We start from the raw sequence: 19,148 nt of genomic DNA on the forward strand, positions 1-19,148 counted from the left end.
TAAGATCCAGTACCGAATGTCAGGAACGGGGGATGATGGATCTCATCATTGGGCCGTACCGCGTGGCCGGCAGGCTGGGGCAGGACGCCGCCGGTGAGGCCTTCCTCGCCCACGACCCCGCCGGCCGGCAGGTCGTGGTCAAGGTCCTCGACCCGGCCCTGACCGCCGATCCCGGCGTCCGGTGGCGGTTCCAGCAGGAGACGGGCGCCGCGTCCCGGGTCGCCCCGCGCTGCGTCGTCCCGCTGGTCTCGGCGGGGTTCGACGGTGACCGCGCCTACGTCGTCACCGAGCACGTCGAAGGCCCCTCCCTGCGCGAGCGGGTCGAGGGTCAGGGCCCGCTGACCGGGCCGGGCCTCGGCTCACTGGCGGTGTCCACCGCCGTCGCCCTGCAGGCGATCCACGCCGCGGGCGTCGCACACGGGCGGCTGACGCCGTCCGACATCCTGATGAGCCCGCTCGGGCCGAGGGTCGGCGGTTTCGGTCTCTCCTTCCTTCCCCGCCACGACGCCCCCGGCGGCGGTACGCCGCCCGAACGGGTGCGCGGCGAAGCGGCCACCGCGGCTTCGGACGTGTTCTCCTGGGGCGCGGCCGTCCTGTACGCGGCGACGGGACGCGAGCCGTACGGCCATGCCGGGCGCGAGCCGCACGGTGATGCCGGCGACCCCGAGGAGACCGCGCGGGTCGTCCGCCCCGGGCCCGACCTGACCGGCCTGACCGGCCCGCTGCGCGACCTCGTGGCGAGCGCCCTCGCCGAGGATCCCGGCCGCCGCCCGGACGTGCGCGACATCGTCCGCGCCCTGACCGGCGTCAGCGACCCGGCCGCCGCGTCGGCCCCGCCCAGGCCGCCCGCCGCGGGGGCCGCGCCGGTCCCGCCGACCGGCGGCCAGGTGACCGCCCCGCCCGTCATCGGTCAGGAACCGGTCGTCCCGTCGCCCGCCGCGGCCGGGGCCCCCGCCGGGGCCCTCGCCGAACCGCCCGCCGCGGGGGCCGCGCCGGTTCCGCCGACCGCCGTTCCGGAGCCGGTCTCCCCGTCCGTTCCAGGTCCGGGAGCCGCTCCGCCCGTTCCCGGTCCCGGAGCCGCCCGGCCGCCGGTCGCGGCGACTCCGGGTCAGGCCCCGCCGCCCGCCGTACCGGCCGTCTCCGGGTATCCGGGCGCGGCCCGCCGTACCGACGCGGCGGCGGTCCCCGACACGGCGCGGCAGGTCAGGCGGCATCTCATCCCCGCTGCGGCGGGTCTGGTCCTCGCCGGGGTCATCGCCGGGGCCGCCTGGCTCCTGCCCCGGGACCCGGCGCCCGGCGACGTCGCGTCGCGGGCCCTGCCCACCGCCCCGGCGAGCGTCGGGCCCGCCCCCGTGACGGCGTCGCCCACATCGTCGCCCCCGCCCTCGCCGGCGCCCGTGAGGCGCACCGCCCGGCCCACCACCGAGCGCGCCCTGCCGTTCCAGGACGACTTCGGCGGCGCCGGCGGCTGGAGCAGCACGGCGGCGGGGAACGCCGGGAAGCACCGGCCGGACCACGGTGCCTACCGGCTCACCGTCCGGGCCGGTGCGAGCCTCCCGGTCACCGCCCCCGTCACCGCCTCGCTGCGGAACACCGTCATCACCGTGAAGGGGCGCCTGATCTCCGGCAAGGGAGACTTCGGGGTGTTCTGCCGCGGCCGGAAGGCGACGGACGAGCGCTACGAGTTCGCGCTCACCGGCGACGGCGGCGCCTCGATCACCCGGAGCGGCGAGACGCCGTCGGCGGTGCGGCGTGTCCCGGGGCTGCGTCCCGGCCGGCTCACCGTCCTGCAGGCGGTCTGCCGCGGCGGCGCGACGGGGACCACGCTGAGCCTGCGGGTCAACGGCAAGGAGGTCATCTCCCGGGTGGACCGGGCCCGGCCGCTGACCGCCGGTTCCATCGGGGTCTTCGCCCGGGGCCGGCGCGGCGGTTCCGGGCTGGACGTCGCATTCAACTCCTTCGAGGCCCGTCCCTGAGTCCTCCGGACGGGCCCGCCGTGCCGGCGCCGTCAGTCGTAGAAGCCCAGCCGGCGCAGCTGCTTGGGGTCGCGCTGCCAGTCCTTGGCGACGCTGATGCGCAGGTCGAGATACACCCGGGTGCCGAGCAGCGCCTCGATGTGGCCGCGGGCCCGGCTGCCGACCTCCTTGAGGCGGCTGCCCTTGTGCCCGATCACGATGGCCTTCTGCGAGGGCCGCTCGACGAACATGTGGGCGTAGATGTCGAGCAGGTCGTCGCGGCCCTCGCGGGGCACCATCTCGTCGACGACGACCGCGATGGAGTGCGGCAGCTCGTCGCGGACGCCCTCCAGGGCCGCCTCCCGGATCAGCTCGCCCACCAGCACCTGCTCGGGCTCGTCGGTGAGCTGCCCGCCCTCGTACAGCGGCGGGCTGGCCGGGAGCCTGCCGACCAGCACGTCGCGCAGCACGTCGAGCCGCTCCCCGCTCTCCGCCGAGACCGGGACGATCTCCTCGAACTCGGCGAGCTGCGACACGGCCAGCAGCTGCGCGGCGATCTGCTCGCGGGTCGCCAGGTCGCACTTGGTGACGACGGCGACGACCGGGGTCTTCTTGACGGCGGCGAGCTTCTCGGCGATGAACCGGTCGCCCTTGCCGATGGGCTCGTTGGCCGGCACGCAGAAGCCGATCACGTCCACCTCGGTGAGCGTGGACAGCACCAGGCTGTCGAGCCGCTCGCCCAGGAGGGTCCGGGGACGGTGCAGGCCGGGGGTGTCGACGATGATGAGCTGGGCGTCCGGGCGGTGCACGATGCCCCGGATGACGCGGCGGGTCGTCTGCGGCTTGGAGGAGGTGATGGCCACCTTCGTCCCGACCAACGCGTTCATCAGCGTTGATTTGCCGACGTTGGGCCGTCCGACGAAACAGGCGAAACCGGCGTGGAAATCAGCGGCTGGAGAACTCACGTCACCCATTGTCCCCGATCGTCGGCTCAGCTCTGACGCGGTGTCCCGTCCGGGCCGGCCACCAGCAGCCGTTCGCCGCCCATGTCGCGCACGGCTCGCTCGTCCGCCGGGGAGGGGCCCTCGCCCGCGGTGACCAGCGCCGCGGCCTCCAGGGACTCCGCGCCGCTGGAGACGGCCATGGCCACGGCGACCTGCAGCGCCGACAGCGTCAGCGAGGGCAGCGTCACGTTGGTCGCCACGTAGGTCCGGCCCGTCTCGTCGCGCACCGCGGCCCCCTCGGCGGTGCCGTTGCGGGCACGGGCGGAACGGGCCAGCACGATGATCTTGTTGTCCTCGGGGTCGAGGTTCGCGTCGCTCACGGCACAAGGGTATTCAGCCGCCGGATCAGGCGGAGAGGCGGCCGACCACGATCCGGGCGAGCCGCCGGGTGCTCTCCTCGTCGATCCCGGCCATCCCGCTGTGTACCAGCGAGACGACGGTGTTGCCGACGCGGGCGAAGACCACGTGCAGCTCGTACGGGTAGCCGTTCAGCCGGCCGCGCAGCCTCCCGGCCCGCACGTCGCCGGGCACGTCCACCTCCAGGGGGGAGACCCGCAGCGAGGTGCCGCGGCCGGCGAGGGGGCCGGCCGCCACCGGGCAGCCGTCCAGGGCGTCGGAGATCTCGGCGAAGCGGAGGGCGGCGCCGGCGCCGGTGTAGGACACCAGGGCGACCCCGGCCAGCTCGCCCACGTCGTCGCCCTGGTAGGTCACGGTGACCCGGGGCTCAGTGGTACGGCGCGGCGAGCCGCCCCCGGCCATGTTCAGGACGGTCCGGCACTCGGGGTTCTCCGCGCGGAACGGGGGCCGCCAGCCGTCCCGCGGCCGGGCCGAGAACCCCTCCGGCATGTCCTCCTGGAGCGGCAGCAGGCCGCGCAGCCGCGCCTGCTCCGCCCTGGCGTCCGCCCGGGTGTATCGCGCCGGCCCGGTGCCGCACGCGATCGGGGCCACCGCCAGCAGCCCGCAGACCGCGACCGCGGCGGCGGCCCGGATCCCCGGGGTCCGAGTCCTCCGCCCCATGTCCGTTCCCCCGATGTCGGGCGCGGGCCCCCGCCCCCGCCGATCCGCTTCCTTCCCCCTTGGCAAAAGCGGCAATCATCGGCAAACACCCAGGACCCCGCCAACCCGCCTCACACGCCTCCGGTACGGCGACGCGGGCCGTCCCCGGCCGGGGCCGGAATCCCCGGCCCCGGCCGGATTACCGGGCCCCTCAGGCCCTGCTCTGGTCGTGCTCCGGGGCGGTCTCGGCCGGGTCGGCCTCCTCCTCCGGGGGGACCCGCCGGACGAGGACCGTGCCGATCCGGTTGCGCCGCCCGGCGAGGCTCTCGGCCGTCAGGCTGAGGCCGTTCACGACGGCCTCGGAGCCGGCGATCGGCACCCGGCCCAGCGCGTGGGCCAGCAGTCCTCCGACGGTCTCGACGTCGTCGACCTCCAGCTCGGCGTCGAACAGGTCCTCCAGGTCCCCCACGGGGAGCCGGGCGGTCACCCGGACCGAACCGTCCTGCAGCGGCTCGACGCGCGGGGCCTCCTGGTCGTACTCGTCGGTGATCTCCCCGACGATCTCCTCCAGGATGTCCTCGATCGTCACCAGGCCGGCGGTCCCGCCGTACTCGTCGATCACGATGGCCTGGTGGATGCGGCGGGCCTGCATCTCCCGCAGGAGCTGGTCGATCGGCTTGCTCTCGGGGACGTAGGCGGCCGGACGCATGATCGTCTCGACCTGCTCGGCGCGGCCCGCCTCGCCCGCCTCCTGCACCCGGCGCACGATGTCCCTGAGATAGGCGATACCGATGACGTCGTCCTCGTTCTCGCCGACCACCGGGATGCGGGAGAAGCCGCTGCGCAGCGCGAGCGACAGGCCCTGGTGCAGGGTCTTGCCGCGCTCGATGAACACCATGTCGGTGCGGGGCACCATGACCTCGCGGACGATGGTGTCGCCGAGCTCGAAGACCGAATGGATCATCTCCCGCTCGTCCGGCTCGATGACCCTGCGCTCCTCGGCCAGGTCGACCAGGTCGCGCAGCTCGGCCTCGGAGGTGAACGGCCCCTCCCGGAAGCCCTTGCCGGGCGTCAGGGCGTTGCCCAGCAGGATGAGCAGCTTGGGCAGCGGGCCGAAGATCCGGGTGAGGCCGTACACCGGGGAGGCGCTGGCCAGCGCGACCGGCTCGGCATGCTGGCGGCCCAGCGTGCGCGGGGAGACGCCGACGATGACGTAGCTGACGACGATCATGATCGCCGCGGCGGCGGTGTACGCCCAGCCCTGGTCGCCGAGCCAGTCGATGCACAGCAGCGTGACGATCACCGTGGCGATCATCTCGCAGCTCAGCCGGATCAGGAGCAGCAGGTTGAGGTAGCGGGGCGGGTCGGCGACGATCTCCTGCAGCCGCGCGGAGCCCCGGCGCCCCTCGCGGGCGAACTCCTCGGCCCGGACCCGCGAGATGCGCGTCAGCGCCGTCTCCGCGCTGGCTATCAGGCCGGCGACCACGACCAGGACGACCGCCGAGAACAACCACCCATTGGCACCGTTCACCGCTGGGCGCGCACCTCCCGCCACGATTCGAGCAGTTCGGCCTGGAGGCCGAACATCTCCTTGTGCTCCTCCGGCTCGGCATGGTCGTAGCCGAGCAGGTGGAGGATGCCGTGGGTGCACAGCAGCTCCAGCTCGGCCTCGGTGCCGTGTCCCGCCTCGGCCCCCTGCCTGGCGGCGACCTGCGGGCACAGCACCACGTCACCGAGGAGGGCCGGGTCGGCGGGGGCGTCGCCCTCCTGCCGGGCGCCGCTGCCGCCACCGGGCCGCAGCTCGTCCATCGGGAAGGACAGCACGTCTGTCGGGCCGGGCTCCCCCATCCACTGCTCGTGCAGAACCGCCATGGCCTCTTCGTCGACGATGAGGATCGACAGCTCGGCGAGCGGGTTGATGTCCATCCGCTCCAGCACGTGGCCGGCCAGCGAGACGAGGAGGCCCTCGTCGACCTCGACGCCGGACTCGTTGTTGACCTCGATGCTCACCGGTCGTTCTCCACTACTTTCACGATCTTCCTCGGGGACGCTTGGCCACGCCCTTGATCGGCTGCGGCGCGCTCTGCCGCTGCGACTCGTCGTAGCGGCCGTAGGCGTCGACGATGTCGCTCACCAGCCTGTGCCGGACCACGTCGGCGCTGGTCAGCCTGCTGAAATGGATGTCGGGGATACCGTCGAGGATGTCCTGCACCACCCGCAGGCCGCTCTGGGTGCCGCCCGGCAGGTCGACCTGGGTGACGTCACCGGTGACGACGATCTTGGAGTTGAAGCCCAGGCGGGTCAGGAACATCTTCATCTGCTCTGGCGAGGTGTTCTGCGCCTCGTCCAGGATGATGTAGGCGTCGTTGAGCGTACGGCCGCGCATGTAGGCCAGCGGGGCGACCTCGATCGTGCCGGCCGCCATCAGCCGGGGGATCGACTCGGGGTCGAGCATGTCGTGCAGCGCGTCGTACAGCGGGCGCAGGTAGGGGTCGATCTTCTCGTACAGGGTGCCGGGCAGGAAGCCCAGCCGCTCCCCCGCCTCGACCGCCGGACGGGTGAGGATGATCCGGTTGACCTTCTTCTCCTGCAGGGCCCGCACGGCCTTGGCCATCGCGAGGTAGGTCTTGCCGGTGCCCGCCGGGCCGATGCCGAAGACGATGGTGTGCCTGTCGATCGCGTCGACGTACCGCTTCTGGTTCACCGTCTTCGGGCGGATGGTCCGGCCCCTGGAGGAGATGATGTCGAGGGAGAGCACCTCCGCGGGGCGCTCGGAGGTCATCCGCAGCATCGCGATGCTGCGCTCCACAGCGTCCGCCGTGAGCTCGGCGCCGCCGCGGACGAGCTCGGTGAGCTCCTCGAAGAGGCGCACGACGGTGCCGCTCTCCTCCGGGCTGCCGGTGATGGTGATCTCGTTGCCCCGGACGTGGATGTCGGCCCGGAAGGCTCCCTCGATGACCCGCAACAGCTCGTCACCCGAGCCCAGCAGGCTGACCATCGAGTGCTCGTCCGGAATCACCACCTTCGCCTGGGTGCGCCCGGGGGTCTTCGACCGCGGCGACGTTCTGTTGGAATCGTTTGTCTCGGACATAGGCGGGCCTTTCGGCCTGTTCGCCTCCAGATATCGGAGTGTGACTTCTACGCCATGGTATCCGCGATGGACCCCGTGACGCCTCCCGGTTGTCAGCCGGGCGGCCAGTTCAGGCCGCGCCCGCCGAGCACGTGTCCGTGCACGTGGAAGACGGTCTGACCGGCGCCGGGGCCGGTGTTGAAGACCAGCCGGTAGCCGGACTCGACGATCCCCTCCTGCTCGGCGACCTCGTGGGCCGCCCTGATCACCTCGTCGGTGAGCCCGTCGTCGGCGGCGGCCAGGGCCGCGGCGGTGGGGTAGTGGTCCTTCGGCACCACCAGAACGTGGGTCGGCGCCTGCGGATTGACGTCACGGAAGGCCAGCGTGCGGTCGGTCTCGTGAACGATCCGCGCGGGGATCTCCTTGGCCACGATCCTGCAGAACAGGCAGTCGGCTTCACTCACCATGCGGGCACCCTATCCGGTCCGGGCGTTGCCAATCGGTGATGGTCCATCCCCGGCGCGGAAAGATCCACACGGATATGGTGGATGTGCGAAACTTCAACAACTACAGACCATTGCGATTCGCACGACATGGCCGCCGGGCCGAGGACACGACTGGGTCATGCCCCCTAATGAACCGGAAGAGCGTAAACCCTCTGGGAAGGCCGAGCGTCCCACTGATGTGACCACCGAGACCCTCCTGGCCGACAGGTCGCTCGGGGCGGTGCCCGTCGGCTGGGACGCCGACATGGCCGTGACCGCGCTCTACAGCGCGCACTATCGGTCGCTCGTGCGTCTCGCTGTTCTGCTCGTCCGCGATGTGGCAACCGCGGAGGAGGTCGTGCAGGACGCGTTCGTCGCCATCCACGGCGCCTGGCGCCGTTTGCGCGACACCGACAAGGCACTCGCCTACCTGCGCCAATCGGTCGTCAACCGATCTCGTTCGGTGCTGCGGCACCGGGCGGTCGTGGAGAAGTACGCCCCCAAGGGCATGCCGGACGCGCCGAGCGCCGAGAACGGCGCGATCGGCGAGTTCGAGCGCTCCGCCGTCATCGAGGCGCTGCGCGCCCTGCCCGCCCGGCAGCGCGAGGCACTGGTCCTGCGCTATTACGGCGACCTGTCCGAGGCACAGATCGCCGACGCGATGGGAATCAGCAAAGGCGCGGTCAAGAGCCACACGGCTCGCGGCATGGCCGCCCTACGAACCACACTGGAGCAACTGTCATGACCGAGTCCCCCGATGAGTACGGCGAGCTGCTGCGCCGTGCCCTCAACGCGGAGGCGAACTCGGTCGTTCCCTCCCCCGACGGACTGGAGATCATCCGGGCCCGGATCGAGCGTCGCGGGCTCCGCGGACTCCGCGGGCTGGTGTGGTGGCGCGCCGGCGCCTCCGTCGCTGGAGCGGTCCTTGTCGCGGCGACCGTCGTGATGATGGTCCCCCAGCTGCGCGAGCAGGTGATCCAGGAGGTCTACAGCGGCGAGGTGAACTTCACCCAGTCCACCGCGCCCGACATGTCGGCCACCTCGCGCCCGCCGGCGAACAACGACAACCGGGTCCCGGTCGTCCCCAGGACGTCCAGCGCCCCGCCCCCGCCGGAGCCGACCGAGCGTTCCAGGAGCACGGCGCCGAGCGTGAAGGCGACCCCCACGCCCAAGGCGACCCCCACGCCGGAGCCCACCCCGTCGGACGGCTGCCCCACGACGCCCGCGGACGACACGGCGCCCGGCGACGTCTCCGAGGAGTGCCCGGCCACGCCGACCGCGGAGCCCGAGCCCACCGGCCAGTCCGAGAGCCCGTGCCCGCCGTCCGGCTGCCCCCAGCCGGACGAGCAGCCTCCCACGCCGAGCGAGGGCGCGCCCACCCCGGTGAGCCACTGACCGGCGGCGATCCGCCGCCGGTCGCCTACCAGCGGCCGGTGCGCGCCTGGAGCACCGCCACGGCCGCGACCCCGGCCGTCGAGGTGCGCAGCACCGTCGGCCCGAGCAGCGCCGGCGCGGCCCCGGCGGCGCGGAAGGCGGCGATCTCCTCCTCGGAGACCCCGCCCTCGGGGCCGACGACCACCACGATGTCCCCGTCGGCCGGCAGCGGAAGGCCGGACAGCGGCGAAGCGGCCTCCTCGTGCAGCACGACGCCCAGCGCCGCCGCCGACAGCAGGGCGGCGACCTCGGCGGTCCTCGCCAGGTCGGTCACCTCGGGCAGGTGGAAGCGGCGCGACTGCTTGGCCGCCTCCCGCGCCGTGGACCGCCAGCGGGCCAGCGACCTGGCCGCCCGCTCCCCCTTCCACTGGGTGACGCAGCGGGCCGCGGCCCAGGGCACGATCACGTCCACCCCGGCCTCGGTCATCATCTCCACGGCCAGCTCGCCCCGGTCGCCCTTGGGCAGGCCCTGGACGACGACCAGGCGGGGACGCGGCGCGGGCACCTCGTAGCGGCGCAGCACCCGCACCCGCAGGGAGTCCTTGCCGGCGTCGTCCACCACGCACTCGGCCACGGCGCCCGCGCCGTCGGTCAGGTCGAGCCGCTCCCCGGCGCGCAGCCGCCGTACGGCGGCCGCGTGCCGGCCCTCAGGACCGGCGAGCGTGAACCCCTCCCGGCTCAGGTCGGCCGGGTCGGCCAGGAAGACCGGCGCCGTCATGCGGCGGCGGGGACGCCGCGGCGGGCCCGGGACGCGCCGCCCGCGCCCCGCCGAGGGTCAGCGGCCATTGAAGGCGTCCCGCAGGCGGGAGAAGAAGCCCTGCTGGCCCGGGGCGAACTTGCCGGGCGGGCGCTCCTCGCCGCGCAGCCTGGCCAGCTCGCGCAGCAGCTCCTCCTGGGCGGGGTCGAGCTTGGCGGGGGTCTCGACGTTGACGTGGACCAGCAGGTCGCCGCGGCCGGTCTCGTTGAGCCGCTGGACGCCGCGGCCGTAGAGCGGGATCGTCTGACCGGACTGGGTGCCGGGCCGGATGTCCAGCTCCTCGGCGCCGTCGAGGGTCTCCATGACCAGGATGGTGCCGAGCGCGGCGGCGGTCATCGGGATCTGCACGGTGCAGTGCAGGTCGTCGCCTCGCCGCTCGAAGACATCGTGCGGGCGCTCGACGATCTCCAGGAACAGGTCGCCGGGCGGGCCGCCGCCGGGGCCGACCTCGCCCTCGCCGGCGAGCTGGATATGGGTGCCGTCCTCCACGCCCGCGGGGATGCGGACCTTGATGGTCCGCCGGGTGCGGACCCGGCCGTCGCCGGAGCACTCCTGGCAGGGGTTGCGGATGATCGAGCCGAAGCCGCCGCACTGGGGGCAGGGCCGGGACGTCATGACCTGGCCGAGGAAGGACCTGGTGACCTGGGAGACCTCGCCGCGGCCGTGGCACATGTCGCAGGTGTCGGGGTGGGTGCCGGGCGCGGCGCCCGCACCCGAGCAGACCTCGCAGAGCACGGCGGTGTCGACGACCAGCTCACGGGTGGTGCCGAAGGCCGCCTCGCGCAGGTCCAGCTCCACCCGGATGGTGGCGTTGCGGCCCCGGCGGGCGCGCGAGCGCGGCCCGCGACCGCCGCCGCCGGCCGCCGCGCCGAAGAAGGCGTCCATGATGTCGCTGAACGGGAAACCCGCGCCGAAGCCCCCGGCGCCCGCGCCCCCGCCGGGAGCGAACGGGTCGGCACCCATGTCGTACATCTGCCGCTTGCTGGGATCGGACAGGACCTCGTAGGCCTGCGTGATCTCCTTGAACCTCTCCTGCGTCTCAGGATCGGGGTTCACGTCGGGGTGCAGCTCGCGCGCCAGCCTGCGGTAGGCCTTCTTGATCTCCTCCGCACTGGCGTCACGGCGTACCCCGAGGGTGCCGTAGTAGTCGCTCTTAGCCACTTAGTTGACCTCTTAGGATGCAGCCAGGATCTGGCTGACGTAGCGTGCCACCGCGCGCACCGCGCCCATCGTGACCGGGTAGTCCATTCGCGTCGGGCCCAGCACGCCGAGCCTGGCCAGTTGCTTGTCCCCCGAACCGTACCCGGCGACGACGATGGACGTGCCCTGGAGACCGGTGTAGGGGTTCTCCGAGCCGATCCGCACCGTCAGCGCCGACAGGTCCGAGGTTTCTCCGAGCAGGCGCATCAGCACGACCTGCTCCTCCAGGGCCTCCAGCACGTCGCGGAGGCCGACGCTGAGGTCGGCTCCCGCGAGGTTGGCCGCCCCGGCGAAGACGATCTTCTCATCATGCCGCTCGACCAGCGACTCCAGCAGCACCGACAGGATCGTGGCGGCGAGCGGGCGGTCCTCGGCCGGGAGCCGCGAGGGCAGGTCGGCCACCCTGTCGGGGACCTCGGTCAGCCCGCAGCCGTCGAGGGAGGCGTTGAGGGTCGCGCGCAGGTGCGCGACGCGGGTCTCGTCGACCACCTCGGGCAGCTCGACGACGCGCTGCTCGACCCGGCCGGTGTTGGTGATGAGGACGAACATCAGCCGGCGCTCGCTCAGCGGGACCAGCTCGACGTGCCGGACCGTGGAGTGCGTCAGCGTGGGGTACTGCACCACGGCGACCTGGCGGGTGAGCTGCGCCAGCAGCCGCACCGTGCGGGTCACGACGTCGTCGATGTCCACCGCGCCGGCGAGGAAGCTCTCGATCGCTCTCCGCTCCGCGCCCGACAACGGCTTGACCTGGGAGAGCCGGTCGACGAACAGCCGGTAGCCCTTGTCGGTGGGCACCCGCCCCGCGCTGGTGTGCGGCTGGGCGATGTATCCCTGCTCCTCCAGCACCGCCATGTCGTTGCGGATGGTGGCGGGCGAGACGCCGAGGTTGTGCCGCTCGGCGAGCGCCTTCGACCCCACCGGCTCGTTGGTGGACACGTAGTCCTCGACGATGGCCCGAAGCACCGCAAGCCTGCGGTCATCGACCAACGTGCTCACCTCCTTGCCCTGCGCCGAACCGGGAACGCGGAGTCTGGCACTCTGTGTTCCCGAGTGCCAAGTGTACGGCTCTTGCCGACGGGGTGCGATAAGGCGACGGCCCTTTGCTAGCGTCCCCTTGATCGGCGAGGTGCGAGGAGGTGCGGCCGGCGTGTACGAGCGCGACGTGCTGGCGGGTGACTGGCGGCGTCCGGGCAGGGGGACGATCCCGCAGGTCCCCGCCGAGATCGACCTGGTCGTGGAGGACGCCGACGGCGGCTTCTGCGGCGCCGTGGTGGCCTGCGACAAGGAGGCCGTCACCCTGGAGGACCGTTTCGGGCGGCGGCGCGTGTTCCCGCTGGAGCCGGCCGCGTTCCTGCTGGAGGGCCGGGTCGTGACCCTGGTACGGCCGGCCGCCGCGCCCCGCGCCCCGCGGCGCAGCGCCTCCGGCTCCGTCGCCGTGGAGGGCCTGCGCGCCCGGGTGGCCAGGGAGAGCCGGATCTACGTCGAGGGCGTGCACGACGCCGCGCTGGTGGAGAAGGTCTGGGGCCACGACCTGCGCGTCGAGGGCGTGGTGGTGGAGTACCTCGAAGGGGTGGATCACCTGCCGGAGATCGTCGAGGAGTTCGGGCCGGGCCCGGAGCGCCGCCTGGGCGTGCTGGTCGACCACCTGGTCGCCGGATCCAAGGAGAGCCGGATCGCCGACCGGGTGGCCTCGCCGTACGTGCTGGTCGTCGGGCACCCGTTCGTGGACGTCTGGCAGGCGGTCAAGCCGTCGGTGCTGGGCATCGGCGCCTGGCCGCGGGTGCCGCGCGGCGTGCCGTGGAAGGAGGGGGTCATCGCCGCCCTGGGCTGGGACCTCGCCCCGGCCGACGCCTGGCGGCGCATCCTCGGCTCGGTCACCACCTACGCCGACCTGGAGCCGGAGCTCCTCGGCCCGGTCGAGCGGCTCATCGACTTCGTGACCGTCCCGCAGGAGGACGGCTGAGACCGGTGGCCGGCGCGGTCAGGTGAGGTCGCGGACCAGGGCGTCGGCCAGCAGCCGGCCGCGCAGCGTCAGCACCGCCCGGCCCGCCTTGAACGGCTCGACCTCCAGCAGCCCGTCGGCCAGTGCCCGGGCGACCACCGGCGGCCGCTCGATCTCCGCCAGGGGGAAGCCCTGGGCGAGCCGCAGCTCCAGCATCAGCCGCTCGACCGTCCGGTCCTCGGCCGACAGCACCTCGCGGGCGTGGGCGGGCGAGACGCCCTCGGCCAGGCGGCGGGCGTAGGCGGCCGGGTGCTTGACGTTCCACCAGCGGGTGCCGCCCACGTGGCTGTGCGCGCCGGGACCGACGCCCCACCAGTCGCCGCCCGTCCAGTAGAGGAGGTTGTGCCGGCAGCGCGCGGCCTCCGAGGTCGCCCAGTTGGACACCTCGTACCAGCCGAAGCCCGCCTCGGCGAGCATGGCGTCGGCGATGAGGTAGCGGTCGGCGGCCACGTCGTCGTCGGGCATCGGCAGCTCGCCGCGCCTGATCCTGGCCGCCAGGCGGGTGCCGTCCTCCACGATCAGCGAGTAGGCCGACACGTGGTCGGGCCCCGCCTCGATCGCCGCGGCCAGCGAGTCCCGCCAGTCGTCGTCGCTCTCGCCGGGCGTGCCGTAGATCAGGTCGAGGTTGACGTGGCCGAACCCGGCCTCCCTGGCCTCTCGTACGGCGTGCGCCGCCCGGCCCGGGGTGTGGCGGCGCTCCAGCACCCGCAGCACGTGCTCGCGGGCGCTCTGCATGCCGAAGCTCACCCGGGTGAACCCTCCATCGCGCAGCCCGGCGAGGTAGGCCGGGTCCACCGACTCGGGGTTGGCCTCGGTGGTCACCTCGGCGCCGGGGGCGAGCCCGAACTCCTCGTCGATCGCGCCGAGGATGCGGACCAGGTCGGCCGCGGGCAGCAGGGTGGGGGTGCCGCCTCCGAAGAACACCGTCTCGACCGGCAGGTCCGCGTCGCCGAGGACGGCCCGCGCCCGCCGCACCTCCGCGACGGCGGTCGCGGCGTAGTCGGCGTGCGAGGCGCCGGGCCCCAGCTCGGAGGCGGTGTAGGTGTTGAAGTCGCAGTAGCCGCAGCGGGTCACGCAGAACGGCACGTGGACGTAGAAGCCGAACGGCCGCTCACCGAGCCCGCGCAGCGCGCTGCCGGGGAGCCGGCCGGAGGCCGGTACGGGGTCGCCGTCGGGAAGTGTGGATGGCACGGGTCAAGTCTGCCGCCCCGGGACGGATGCCCGGTACCGCGCCCCCACCGCCCGGGCGGCCTCGTCGTACGCGCCGATCGCCGGGACCCCGCCCGCCGCTCCCCCGGCGGCGGGCGGCGGAGACCCTACTTCTTGGTCTTTTCGGAGGAGGACTCGGTGGACAGCGCGGCGACGAAGGCCTCCTGGGGGACCTCCACCCTGCCGACCATCTTCATCCGCTTCTTGCCTTCCTTCTGCTTCTCCAGCAGCTTGCGCTTACGGGAGATGTCGCCGCCGTAGCACTTGGCGAGGACGTCCTTGCGGATGGCCCGGATGTTCTCGCGGGCGATGACCCGGGCGCCGATCGCGGCCTGGATCGGCACCTCGAACTGCTGCCTCGGGATGAGCTCACGCAGCTTCTTGGCCATCTCCACGCCGTAGCCGTACGCCTTGTCCTTGTGGACGATGGCGCTGAAGGCGTCGACGGCCTCGCCCTGGAGCAGGATGTCGACCTTCACCAGCTCGGCCTCCTGCTCGCCGTGCGGCTCGTAGTCGAGCGAGGCGTAGCCGCGGGTGCGGGACTTGAGCTGGTCGAAGAAGTCGAAGATGATCTCGCCGAGCGGCATGGTGTAGCGGATCTCGACGCGGTCCTCGGACAGGTAGTCCATGCCCTGCAGGGCGCCCCGGCGATTCTGGCAGAGCTCCATGATGGCGCCGATGAACTCCGACGGGACCAGCACGGTCGCCTTCGTCACCGGCTCGAAGACCTTGTCCACCTTGCCGGTGGGGAACTCCGAGGGGTTGGTGACGTCGACCTCCTTGCCGTCCTCCATGATCACCCGGTAGACCACGTTGGGCGCGGTGGAGATGAGCGAGAGGTTGAACTCCCGCTCCAGGCGCTCACGGACGATCTCCATGTGGAGCAGGCCGAGGAAGCCGCAGCGGAAGCCGAAGCCCAGGGCGGCGGAGGTCTCCGGCTCGTAGACCAGGGCGGCGTCGTTGAGCTGGAGCTTGTCCAGGGCCTCGCGCAGCTCGGGGTAGTCGTCGCCGTCGATCGGGTACAGGCCGGAGAAGACCATCGGCTTGGGATGCTCGTAGCCGCCGAGCGGCTCGGTGGCGCCCTGGGCGGCCGACGTCACCGTGTCGCCGACCCGCGACTGGCGGACGTCCTTCACGCCGGTGATGAGGTAGCCCACCTCGCCGACGCCCAGGCCCTTCTCCGCGATCTTCGGCTCCGGCGAGATGACGCCGATCTCCAGCGTCTCGTGCGAGACGCCGGTGGACATCATCTGGATGCGCTCGCGCTTGCCCAGGTGGCCGTCCATGACGCGGACGTAGGTGACCACGCCGCGGTAGGTGTCGTAGACCGAGTCGAAGATCAGCGCGCGGGCGGCGGCGTCGGCGTCGCCGACCGGGGCCGGCACCTGCCGGACCACGTGGTCCAGCAGTTCCCGGACGCCCTCGCCGGTCTTGCCGGAGACCTTCAGCACGTCCTCCGGCTCGCAGCCGATGAGGTGGGCCAGCTCGGCGGCGTACTTCTCCGGCTGGGCGGCGGGCAGGTCGATCTTGTTGAGCACCGGGATGATCGTCAGGTCGGCGTTCATCGCCAGGTAGAGGTTGGCCAGCGTCTGCGCCTCGATGCCCTGCGCCGCGTCGACCAGCAGGATCGCGCCCTCGCACGCCTGCAGCGACCGGGAGACCTCGTAGGTGAAGTCGACGTGCCCCGGAGTGTCGATCATGTTGAGGACGTAGTCGGTCTCGCCGGCCTTCCACGGCAGCCGGACCGCCTGCGACTTGATGGTGATGCCGCGCTCGCGCTCGATGTCCATCCGGTCGAGGTACTGGGCGCGCATGGAGCGGTCGTCGACCACGCCGGTGATCTGCAGCATGCGGTCGGCAAGGGTGGACTTGCCGTGGTCGATGTGCGCGATGATGCAGAAATTGCGGATCACCGCGGGATCGGTCTGGCCAGGCTGAATGCGCACCGGTGTCCGTTTCGCAGTATTGACGAGATCTACGGCTGGCATCCCAGCCGTCTTCCATGGTGACATGTCCGGGTGATTGCCCGGACCAGAGCACGGCGCGGCCTGCGGTTTCTCGCGGTGGTGGCGGCCGTCCTCCTTGTGCTCCCGGGGGTGGCCGCGGCCACCCTCACCCTGCAGTTTACCGGGACCCCGGCGTCCTGGGCGAAGACGAGCGGCCACGACGCCCTGTGGCTGGGCCACGCCTGGGTGGACGGCCGCAAGAGCGCGGCGGACCTCAAACGCCTGGCCGACCGGCTGCGCCGGACCGGGATCCGGGACGTGTACGTCCACACCGGGCCGTTCAACGCCGACGGCTCGCTGCCCGACCGGAGTCCCGGGGCGCGCGACTTCGTGAAGCGGTGGCACGCCGAGCTGCCGGACGTGCGGGTGTCGGCGTGGCTCGGGCAGAAGGTGGACGGCTTCCTGGACCTCGACGACCGGGCCGTCCGGGACCGGGTCGTGGAGAGCGCCCGCTCGGTCATGGCGCTGGGCTTCGACGGCGTCCACTACAACTTCGAGCCGGTCGGCGACGGCGACGCCGACTTCCTGGACCTGCTGGAGCGCACCCGCCCGGTCCTCGGCGGCGGCCCACTGTCCACCTCCACCCCGCAGATCGAGCCGTTCCCGCTGACCCGGCCGGTGGTGCGGGGCGTCATCGGCCACGACAAGTACTGGTCGCCGGACTACTTCCGCCAGGTCGCGGCCCGCGTCGACCAGGTCGCGATCATGACCTACGACTCCTTCCTCCCCTCCGAGCTGCTCTACGGCGGCCACGTCGTACGGCAGGCCGTCTTCGCCCTGGACCTCGTGCCCCCGGACAAGACGCTGCTCATCGGCGCGCCCGCCTACCACGACCACGCCATGTCGTGGTCCGACGGGGCCGAGAGCGTCGCGACGGCGGCGCGGGGCGCGCGGCTGGCGCTGACCGCCCACGGCGAGCGCCGCGAGCGGTTCGGGCTGGCGCTGTACGTGGACTTCGCCACCACGGAACAGGACTGGGAGGAATACCGGCGGTTCTGGTTCCGGCCCTGATGAAAGAAGGGTAAGCTTGTCGGGCATCCTTCTGACCCGGCTGTCGATTTGAGCGATCGTCCGGTCCGTTGGTAGCCTGTTCAACTGCGTGTGGCGCGCCCTCTCTGCCCGCGCGCCCCACTCCGACAACTTTCACCGAGGCTTCTTCGTGGCGAACATCAAGTCCCAGATCAAGCGCAACCGGCAGAACGAGAAGGCCCGGCTGCGTAACAAGGCTGTCAAGTCGTCCCTGAAGACGGCGATCCGCAAGTTCCGCGAGGCCGCCGAGCAGGGCAATGTCGACGAGGCCATCGTGCTGCAGCGCGCCGCCTCCCGCCAGCTGGACAAGGCCGCCAGCAAGGGCGTCATCCACAAGAACCAGGCTGCCAACCGCAAGTCGGCGATCGCCCAGCGCGTCGCCGCCCTGTCGGCCGCCAAGTAATCCCGGTTCTTTCGGAGCGCCGCGTCCCTTCGGGGCCGCGGTGCTCCGGCTTTTCCGGCCCACCTCGCATCCCGCCCCGCCCGCCTCCGGGCCGCTGGCCGCCCACCGCGTCCGCCGCGTACCGTGAGCGGGCCGGGGCGGCCGTTCGTACGCCCCGGTCCCGTGCCGGCGCCGGCCGGGGCGGCCGGGTCCCGTTCCGTGGATCGTCCCGCCTGCGGCGGGGATCCACGGAACAGAACCTACCGACCGGTACGGCTGGCGACGACGGTCTGGATCATGTGCTCCAGCGCGTAGGCCGGGTCGGCGCCGCCGCCCTTGACCTGGGCGTCGGCCGCGGCGACGGCCTGCAGGGCGCGGGCGATGCCCTCGGGGCCCCAGCCGTTCAGCTGCTTCCTGGTCCGGTCGATCTTCCACGGCGGCATGCCGAGGTGGCTCGCGAGCTGCCCGCCCCGCAGGTTGCGCGGGGCGCCGCCCACCTTGGCCAGCGAGCGCAGGCTCCCCGCGAGCGCGCTGACCAGCAGGACCGGGGCCGTGCCGGTGGCCAGCGCCCAGCGGAGCTGCTCCAGCGCGTCCCCCAGCCGGCCCTCCACGGCCGAGTCGGCCACGGTGAACCCGCTGACCTCCGCCTGCCCCCGGTGGTAGCGGGCGACGGCGGCCTCGTCGATGGTCTTGCCGGGGGTGTCGAAGGCGAGCTGGTTGCAGGCCGCAGCCAGCTCCCGCAGGTCATTGCCGACCGCGTCGAGCAGCGCGGCCGCCGCGTCCGCGCCGATGGACCGCCCTGCCCGCTTCATCTCGGCCCTGATGAACGCCAGCCGCTCGGCCGGCTTGGTCAGCTTCGTGACGGTGACCACGTGGGCGCCGGCCTTCTTGACGCCGTCGGCCAGCGCCTTGCCCTTGGCCCCGCCGGCGTGCGCGAGCACCAGCACGGTGTCCTCGGCCGGGTGGGCGGTGTAGGAGACGATCTCGGTGACGACGTCCTTGACGAGGTCCTGGGCGGAGCGGATCACCACCACGGTCCCGCCGCCGAACAGCGACGGCGAGGACAGCCGGGTCAGCTCCCCCGGCTCGACCTTCGACCCGACCAGGTCGTGGACCTCCGCGCCGGAGTCGGCGGCACGGCACGCCGCGATCACCTCGCCCACCGCGCGATCGGCCAGCAACTCCTCGTCGCCGACCACCAGTGTCACCCGTGCCGGGTCGTTCGCCGCCATGCCCAGCAGCATGCCACGTGCGGGTGACCGAATCGCAATCAGCAAGCCGTTCGCGACCCGGACGCGGTCGTCCTCGGGCACGCTGTGGAGCAGCCGAAGGAGTTGACATCCTCCCCACGGCTGAAGCCCGGGGTCTCCACGCTCAAGGAGTTTCGATGAACCCCATGATGCGCTCCGCCGTCTGCCGTAACACCTGCCCGCGCTGCGGGTCGCCCCTTGACGAGGGGCCCGTCGTGTACCGCTGCGCGTGCTGCGGCCGTTCGGTCTACGCCGCCGACGTGAACACCGAGTTCCGCCGCCCGGCCCCGGCCTCTGCCTCGGCCCTGGCTCCGCCCCCCGCTCTGGCCCCGGCCCCGGCTCTGACCTGAGCCGGGGCCGGAAGGCGCC

The 19,148-nt window shown here is 72.7% G+C and carries 20 protein-coding genes; 7 read left to right on the top strand and 13 right to left on the bottom strand.

Going from position 1 to position 19,148, the window contains the following annotated elements; translation table 11 throughout:
• Positions 1 to 35 precede the first annotated feature (35 nt).
• Positions 36 to 1,976 (top strand): serine/threonine-protein kinase, encoded by a 1,941-nt coding sequence (locus HDA43_RS06455; RefSeq protein ID WP_179818793.1) that lies wholly within the window; start codon positions 36 to 38, stop codon positions 1,974 to 1,976.
• 32 nt (positions 1,977 to 2,008) lie between these two features.
• On the opposite strand, the gene era is transcribed toward HDA43_RS06455, so the two are convergent.
• The 7 genes from era to HDA43_RS06490 form a co-directional block, all read right to left on the bottom strand.
• The gene (era, locus tag HDA43_RS06460; RefSeq protein ID WP_179818794.1) at positions 2,009 to 2,929 is read right to left on the bottom strand and encodes a GTPase Era; all 921 of its coding nucleotides are present in this window, start codon (positions 2,927 to 2,929) and stop codon (positions 2,009 to 2,011) included.
• A gap of 17 nt (positions 2,930 to 2,946) precedes the next feature.
• Positions 2,947 to 3,279 carry a cytidine deaminase-like protein gene (locus HDA43_RS06465; protein ID WP_179818795.1) on the bottom strand — a complete coding sequence of 111 codons (333 nt, stop codon included), beginning with the start codon at positions 3,277 to 3,279 and terminating at the stop codon, positions 2,947 to 2,949.
• Positions 3,280 to 3,304: 25 nt separating this feature from the next.
• Entirely contained in the window at positions 3,305 to 3,976 is a 672-nt protein-coding gene (locus HDA43_RS06470) for a hypothetical protein (protein WP_179818796.1), read from the bottom strand.
• A gap of 190 nt (positions 3,977 to 4,166) precedes the next feature.
• The gene (locus tag HDA43_RS06475) at positions 4,167 to 5,486 is read right to left on the bottom strand and encodes a hemolysin family protein (RefSeq protein ID WP_179818797.1); all 1,320 of its coding nucleotides are present in this window, start codon (positions 5,484 to 5,486) and stop codon (positions 4,167 to 4,169) included.
• The gene (gene ybeY, locus HDA43_RS06480) at positions 5,483 to 5,965 is read right to left on the bottom strand and encodes an rRNA maturation RNase YbeY (protein WP_179818798.1); all 483 of its coding nucleotides are present in this window, start codon (positions 5,963 to 5,965) and stop codon (positions 5,483 to 5,485) included. Before ybeY ends, HDA43_RS06475 begins: the two co-directional genes overlap by 4 nt.
• 19 nt (positions 5,966 to 5,984) lie before the next feature.
• A complete protein-coding gene (locus HDA43_RS06485; protein ID WP_179818799.1) occupies positions 5,985 to 7,046 on the bottom strand; it encodes a PhoH family protein in 1,062 nt (353 codons plus the stop codon).
• Between the two features lie 92 nt (positions 7,047 to 7,138).
• A complete protein-coding gene (locus HDA43_RS06490; protein WP_179822871.1) occupies positions 7,139 to 7,489 on the bottom strand; it encodes a histidine triad nucleotide-binding protein in 351 nt (116 codons plus the stop codon).
• Positions 7,490 to 7,775: 286 nt separating this feature from the next.
• Here HDA43_RS06490 and HDA43_RS06495 point away from each other — a divergent pair, with 286 nt between their 5' ends.
• Together HDA43_RS06495 and HDA43_RS06500 are read left to right on the top strand one after the other, a co-directional pair.
• A complete protein-coding gene (locus tag HDA43_RS06495; protein ID WP_179822874.1) occupies positions 7,776 to 8,255 on the top strand; it encodes a SigE family RNA polymerase sigma factor in 480 nt (159 codons plus the stop codon).
• Positions 8,252 to 8,905, top strand: coding sequence for a hypothetical protein (locus tag HDA43_RS06500; RefSeq protein ID WP_179818800.1), 654 nt, complete (start codon positions 8,252 to 8,254; stop codon positions 8,903 to 8,905). Before HDA43_RS06495 ends, HDA43_RS06500 begins: the two co-directional genes overlap by 4 nt.
• 25 nt (positions 8,906 to 8,930) lie before the next feature.
• On the opposite strand, the gene HDA43_RS06505 is transcribed toward HDA43_RS06500, so the two are convergent.
• From HDA43_RS06505 to hrcA, 3 genes are read right to left on the bottom strand one after another with little or no spacing between them, the layout of a single operon-like run.
• Positions 8,931 to 9,662, bottom strand: a complete 732-nt coding sequence (locus HDA43_RS06505) for a 16S rRNA (uracil(1498)-N(3))-methyltransferase (RefSeq protein ID WP_179818801.1) — start codon at positions 9,660 to 9,662, stop codon at positions 8,931 to 8,933.
• Positions 9,663 to 9,719: 57 nt separating this feature from the next.
• Positions 9,720 to 10,862 carry a molecular chaperone DnaJ gene (dnaJ, locus tag HDA43_RS06510; RefSeq protein ID WP_179818802.1) on the bottom strand — a complete coding sequence of 381 codons (1,143 nt, stop codon included), beginning with the start codon at positions 10,860 to 10,862 and terminating at the stop codon, positions 9,720 to 9,722.
• 12 nt (positions 10,863 to 10,874) lie between these two features.
• Positions 10,875 to 11,888 carry a heat-inducible transcriptional repressor HrcA gene (gene hrcA / locus HDA43_RS06515; RefSeq protein ID WP_179822877.1) on the bottom strand — a complete coding sequence of 338 codons (1,014 nt, stop codon included), beginning with the start codon at positions 11,886 to 11,888 and terminating at the stop codon, positions 10,875 to 10,877.
• Positions 11,889 to 12,048: 160 nt separating this feature from the next.
• Between hrcA and HDA43_RS06520 the strand changes: the two genes are divergently transcribed.
• Positions 12,049 to 12,864 carry a DUF3097 domain-containing protein gene (locus tag HDA43_RS06520; RefSeq protein WP_179818803.1) on the top strand — a complete coding sequence of 272 codons (816 nt, stop codon included), beginning with the start codon at positions 12,049 to 12,051 and terminating at the stop codon, positions 12,862 to 12,864.
• An 18-nt stretch (positions 12,865 to 12,882) separates the two neighbouring features.
• Here HDA43_RS06520 and hemW read toward each other — a convergent pair whose 3' ends face one another.
• Both hemW and lepA read right to left on the bottom strand, forming a co-directional pair.
• Positions 12,883 to 14,094, bottom strand: a complete 1,212-nt coding sequence (gene hemW / locus HDA43_RS06525; RefSeq protein WP_179818804.1) for a radical SAM family heme chaperone HemW — start codon at positions 14,092 to 14,094, stop codon at positions 12,883 to 12,885.
• A 125-nt stretch (positions 14,095 to 14,219) separates the two neighbouring features.
• On the bottom strand, positions 14,220 to 16,100 hold the full coding sequence (gene lepA / locus HDA43_RS06530; protein WP_218911626.1) for a translation elongation factor 4: 1,881 nt from the start codon (positions 16,098 to 16,100) through the stop codon (positions 14,220 to 14,222).
• A 30-nt stretch (positions 16,101 to 16,130) separates the two neighbouring features.
• On the opposite strand from lepA, the gene HDA43_RS06535 reads away from it, so the two are divergent.
• Positions 16,131 to 17,129, top strand: a complete 999-nt coding sequence (locus HDA43_RS06535) for a glycoside hydrolase family 18 protein (protein ID WP_179818806.1) — start codon at positions 16,131 to 16,133, stop codon at positions 17,127 to 17,129.
• A gap of 148 nt (positions 17,130 to 17,277) precedes the next feature.
• Positions 17,278 to 17,550: a 30S ribosomal protein S20 gene (gene rpsT, locus HDA43_RS06540; protein WP_179818807.1), complete on the top strand. Its 273-nt coding sequence runs from the start codon at positions 17,278 to 17,280 to the stop codon at positions 17,548 to 17,550.
• A gap of 239 nt (positions 17,551 to 17,789) precedes the next feature.
• Here rpsT and holA read toward each other — a convergent pair whose 3' ends face one another.
• A complete protein-coding gene (gene holA / locus HDA43_RS06545) occupies positions 17,790 to 18,761 on the bottom strand; it encodes a DNA polymerase III subunit delta (RefSeq protein ID WP_179818808.1) in 972 nt (323 codons plus the stop codon).
• 155 nt (positions 18,762 to 18,916) lie between these two features.
• Here holA and HDA43_RS06550 point away from each other — a divergent pair, with 155 nt between their 5' ends.
• Positions 18,917 to 19,129 carry a hypothetical protein gene (locus HDA43_RS06550; RefSeq protein ID WP_246423915.1) on the top strand — a complete coding sequence of 71 codons (213 nt, stop codon included), beginning with the start codon at positions 18,917 to 18,919 and terminating at the stop codon, positions 19,127 to 19,129.
• The last annotated feature ends 19 nt before the right edge of the window (positions 19,130 to 19,148 follow it).

The organism is Streptosporangium sandarakinum (genome assembly GCF_013409935.1).
GTDB lineage: Bacteria > Actinomycetota > Actinomycetes > Streptosporangiales > Streptosporangiaceae > Streptosporangium > Streptosporangium nondiastaticum.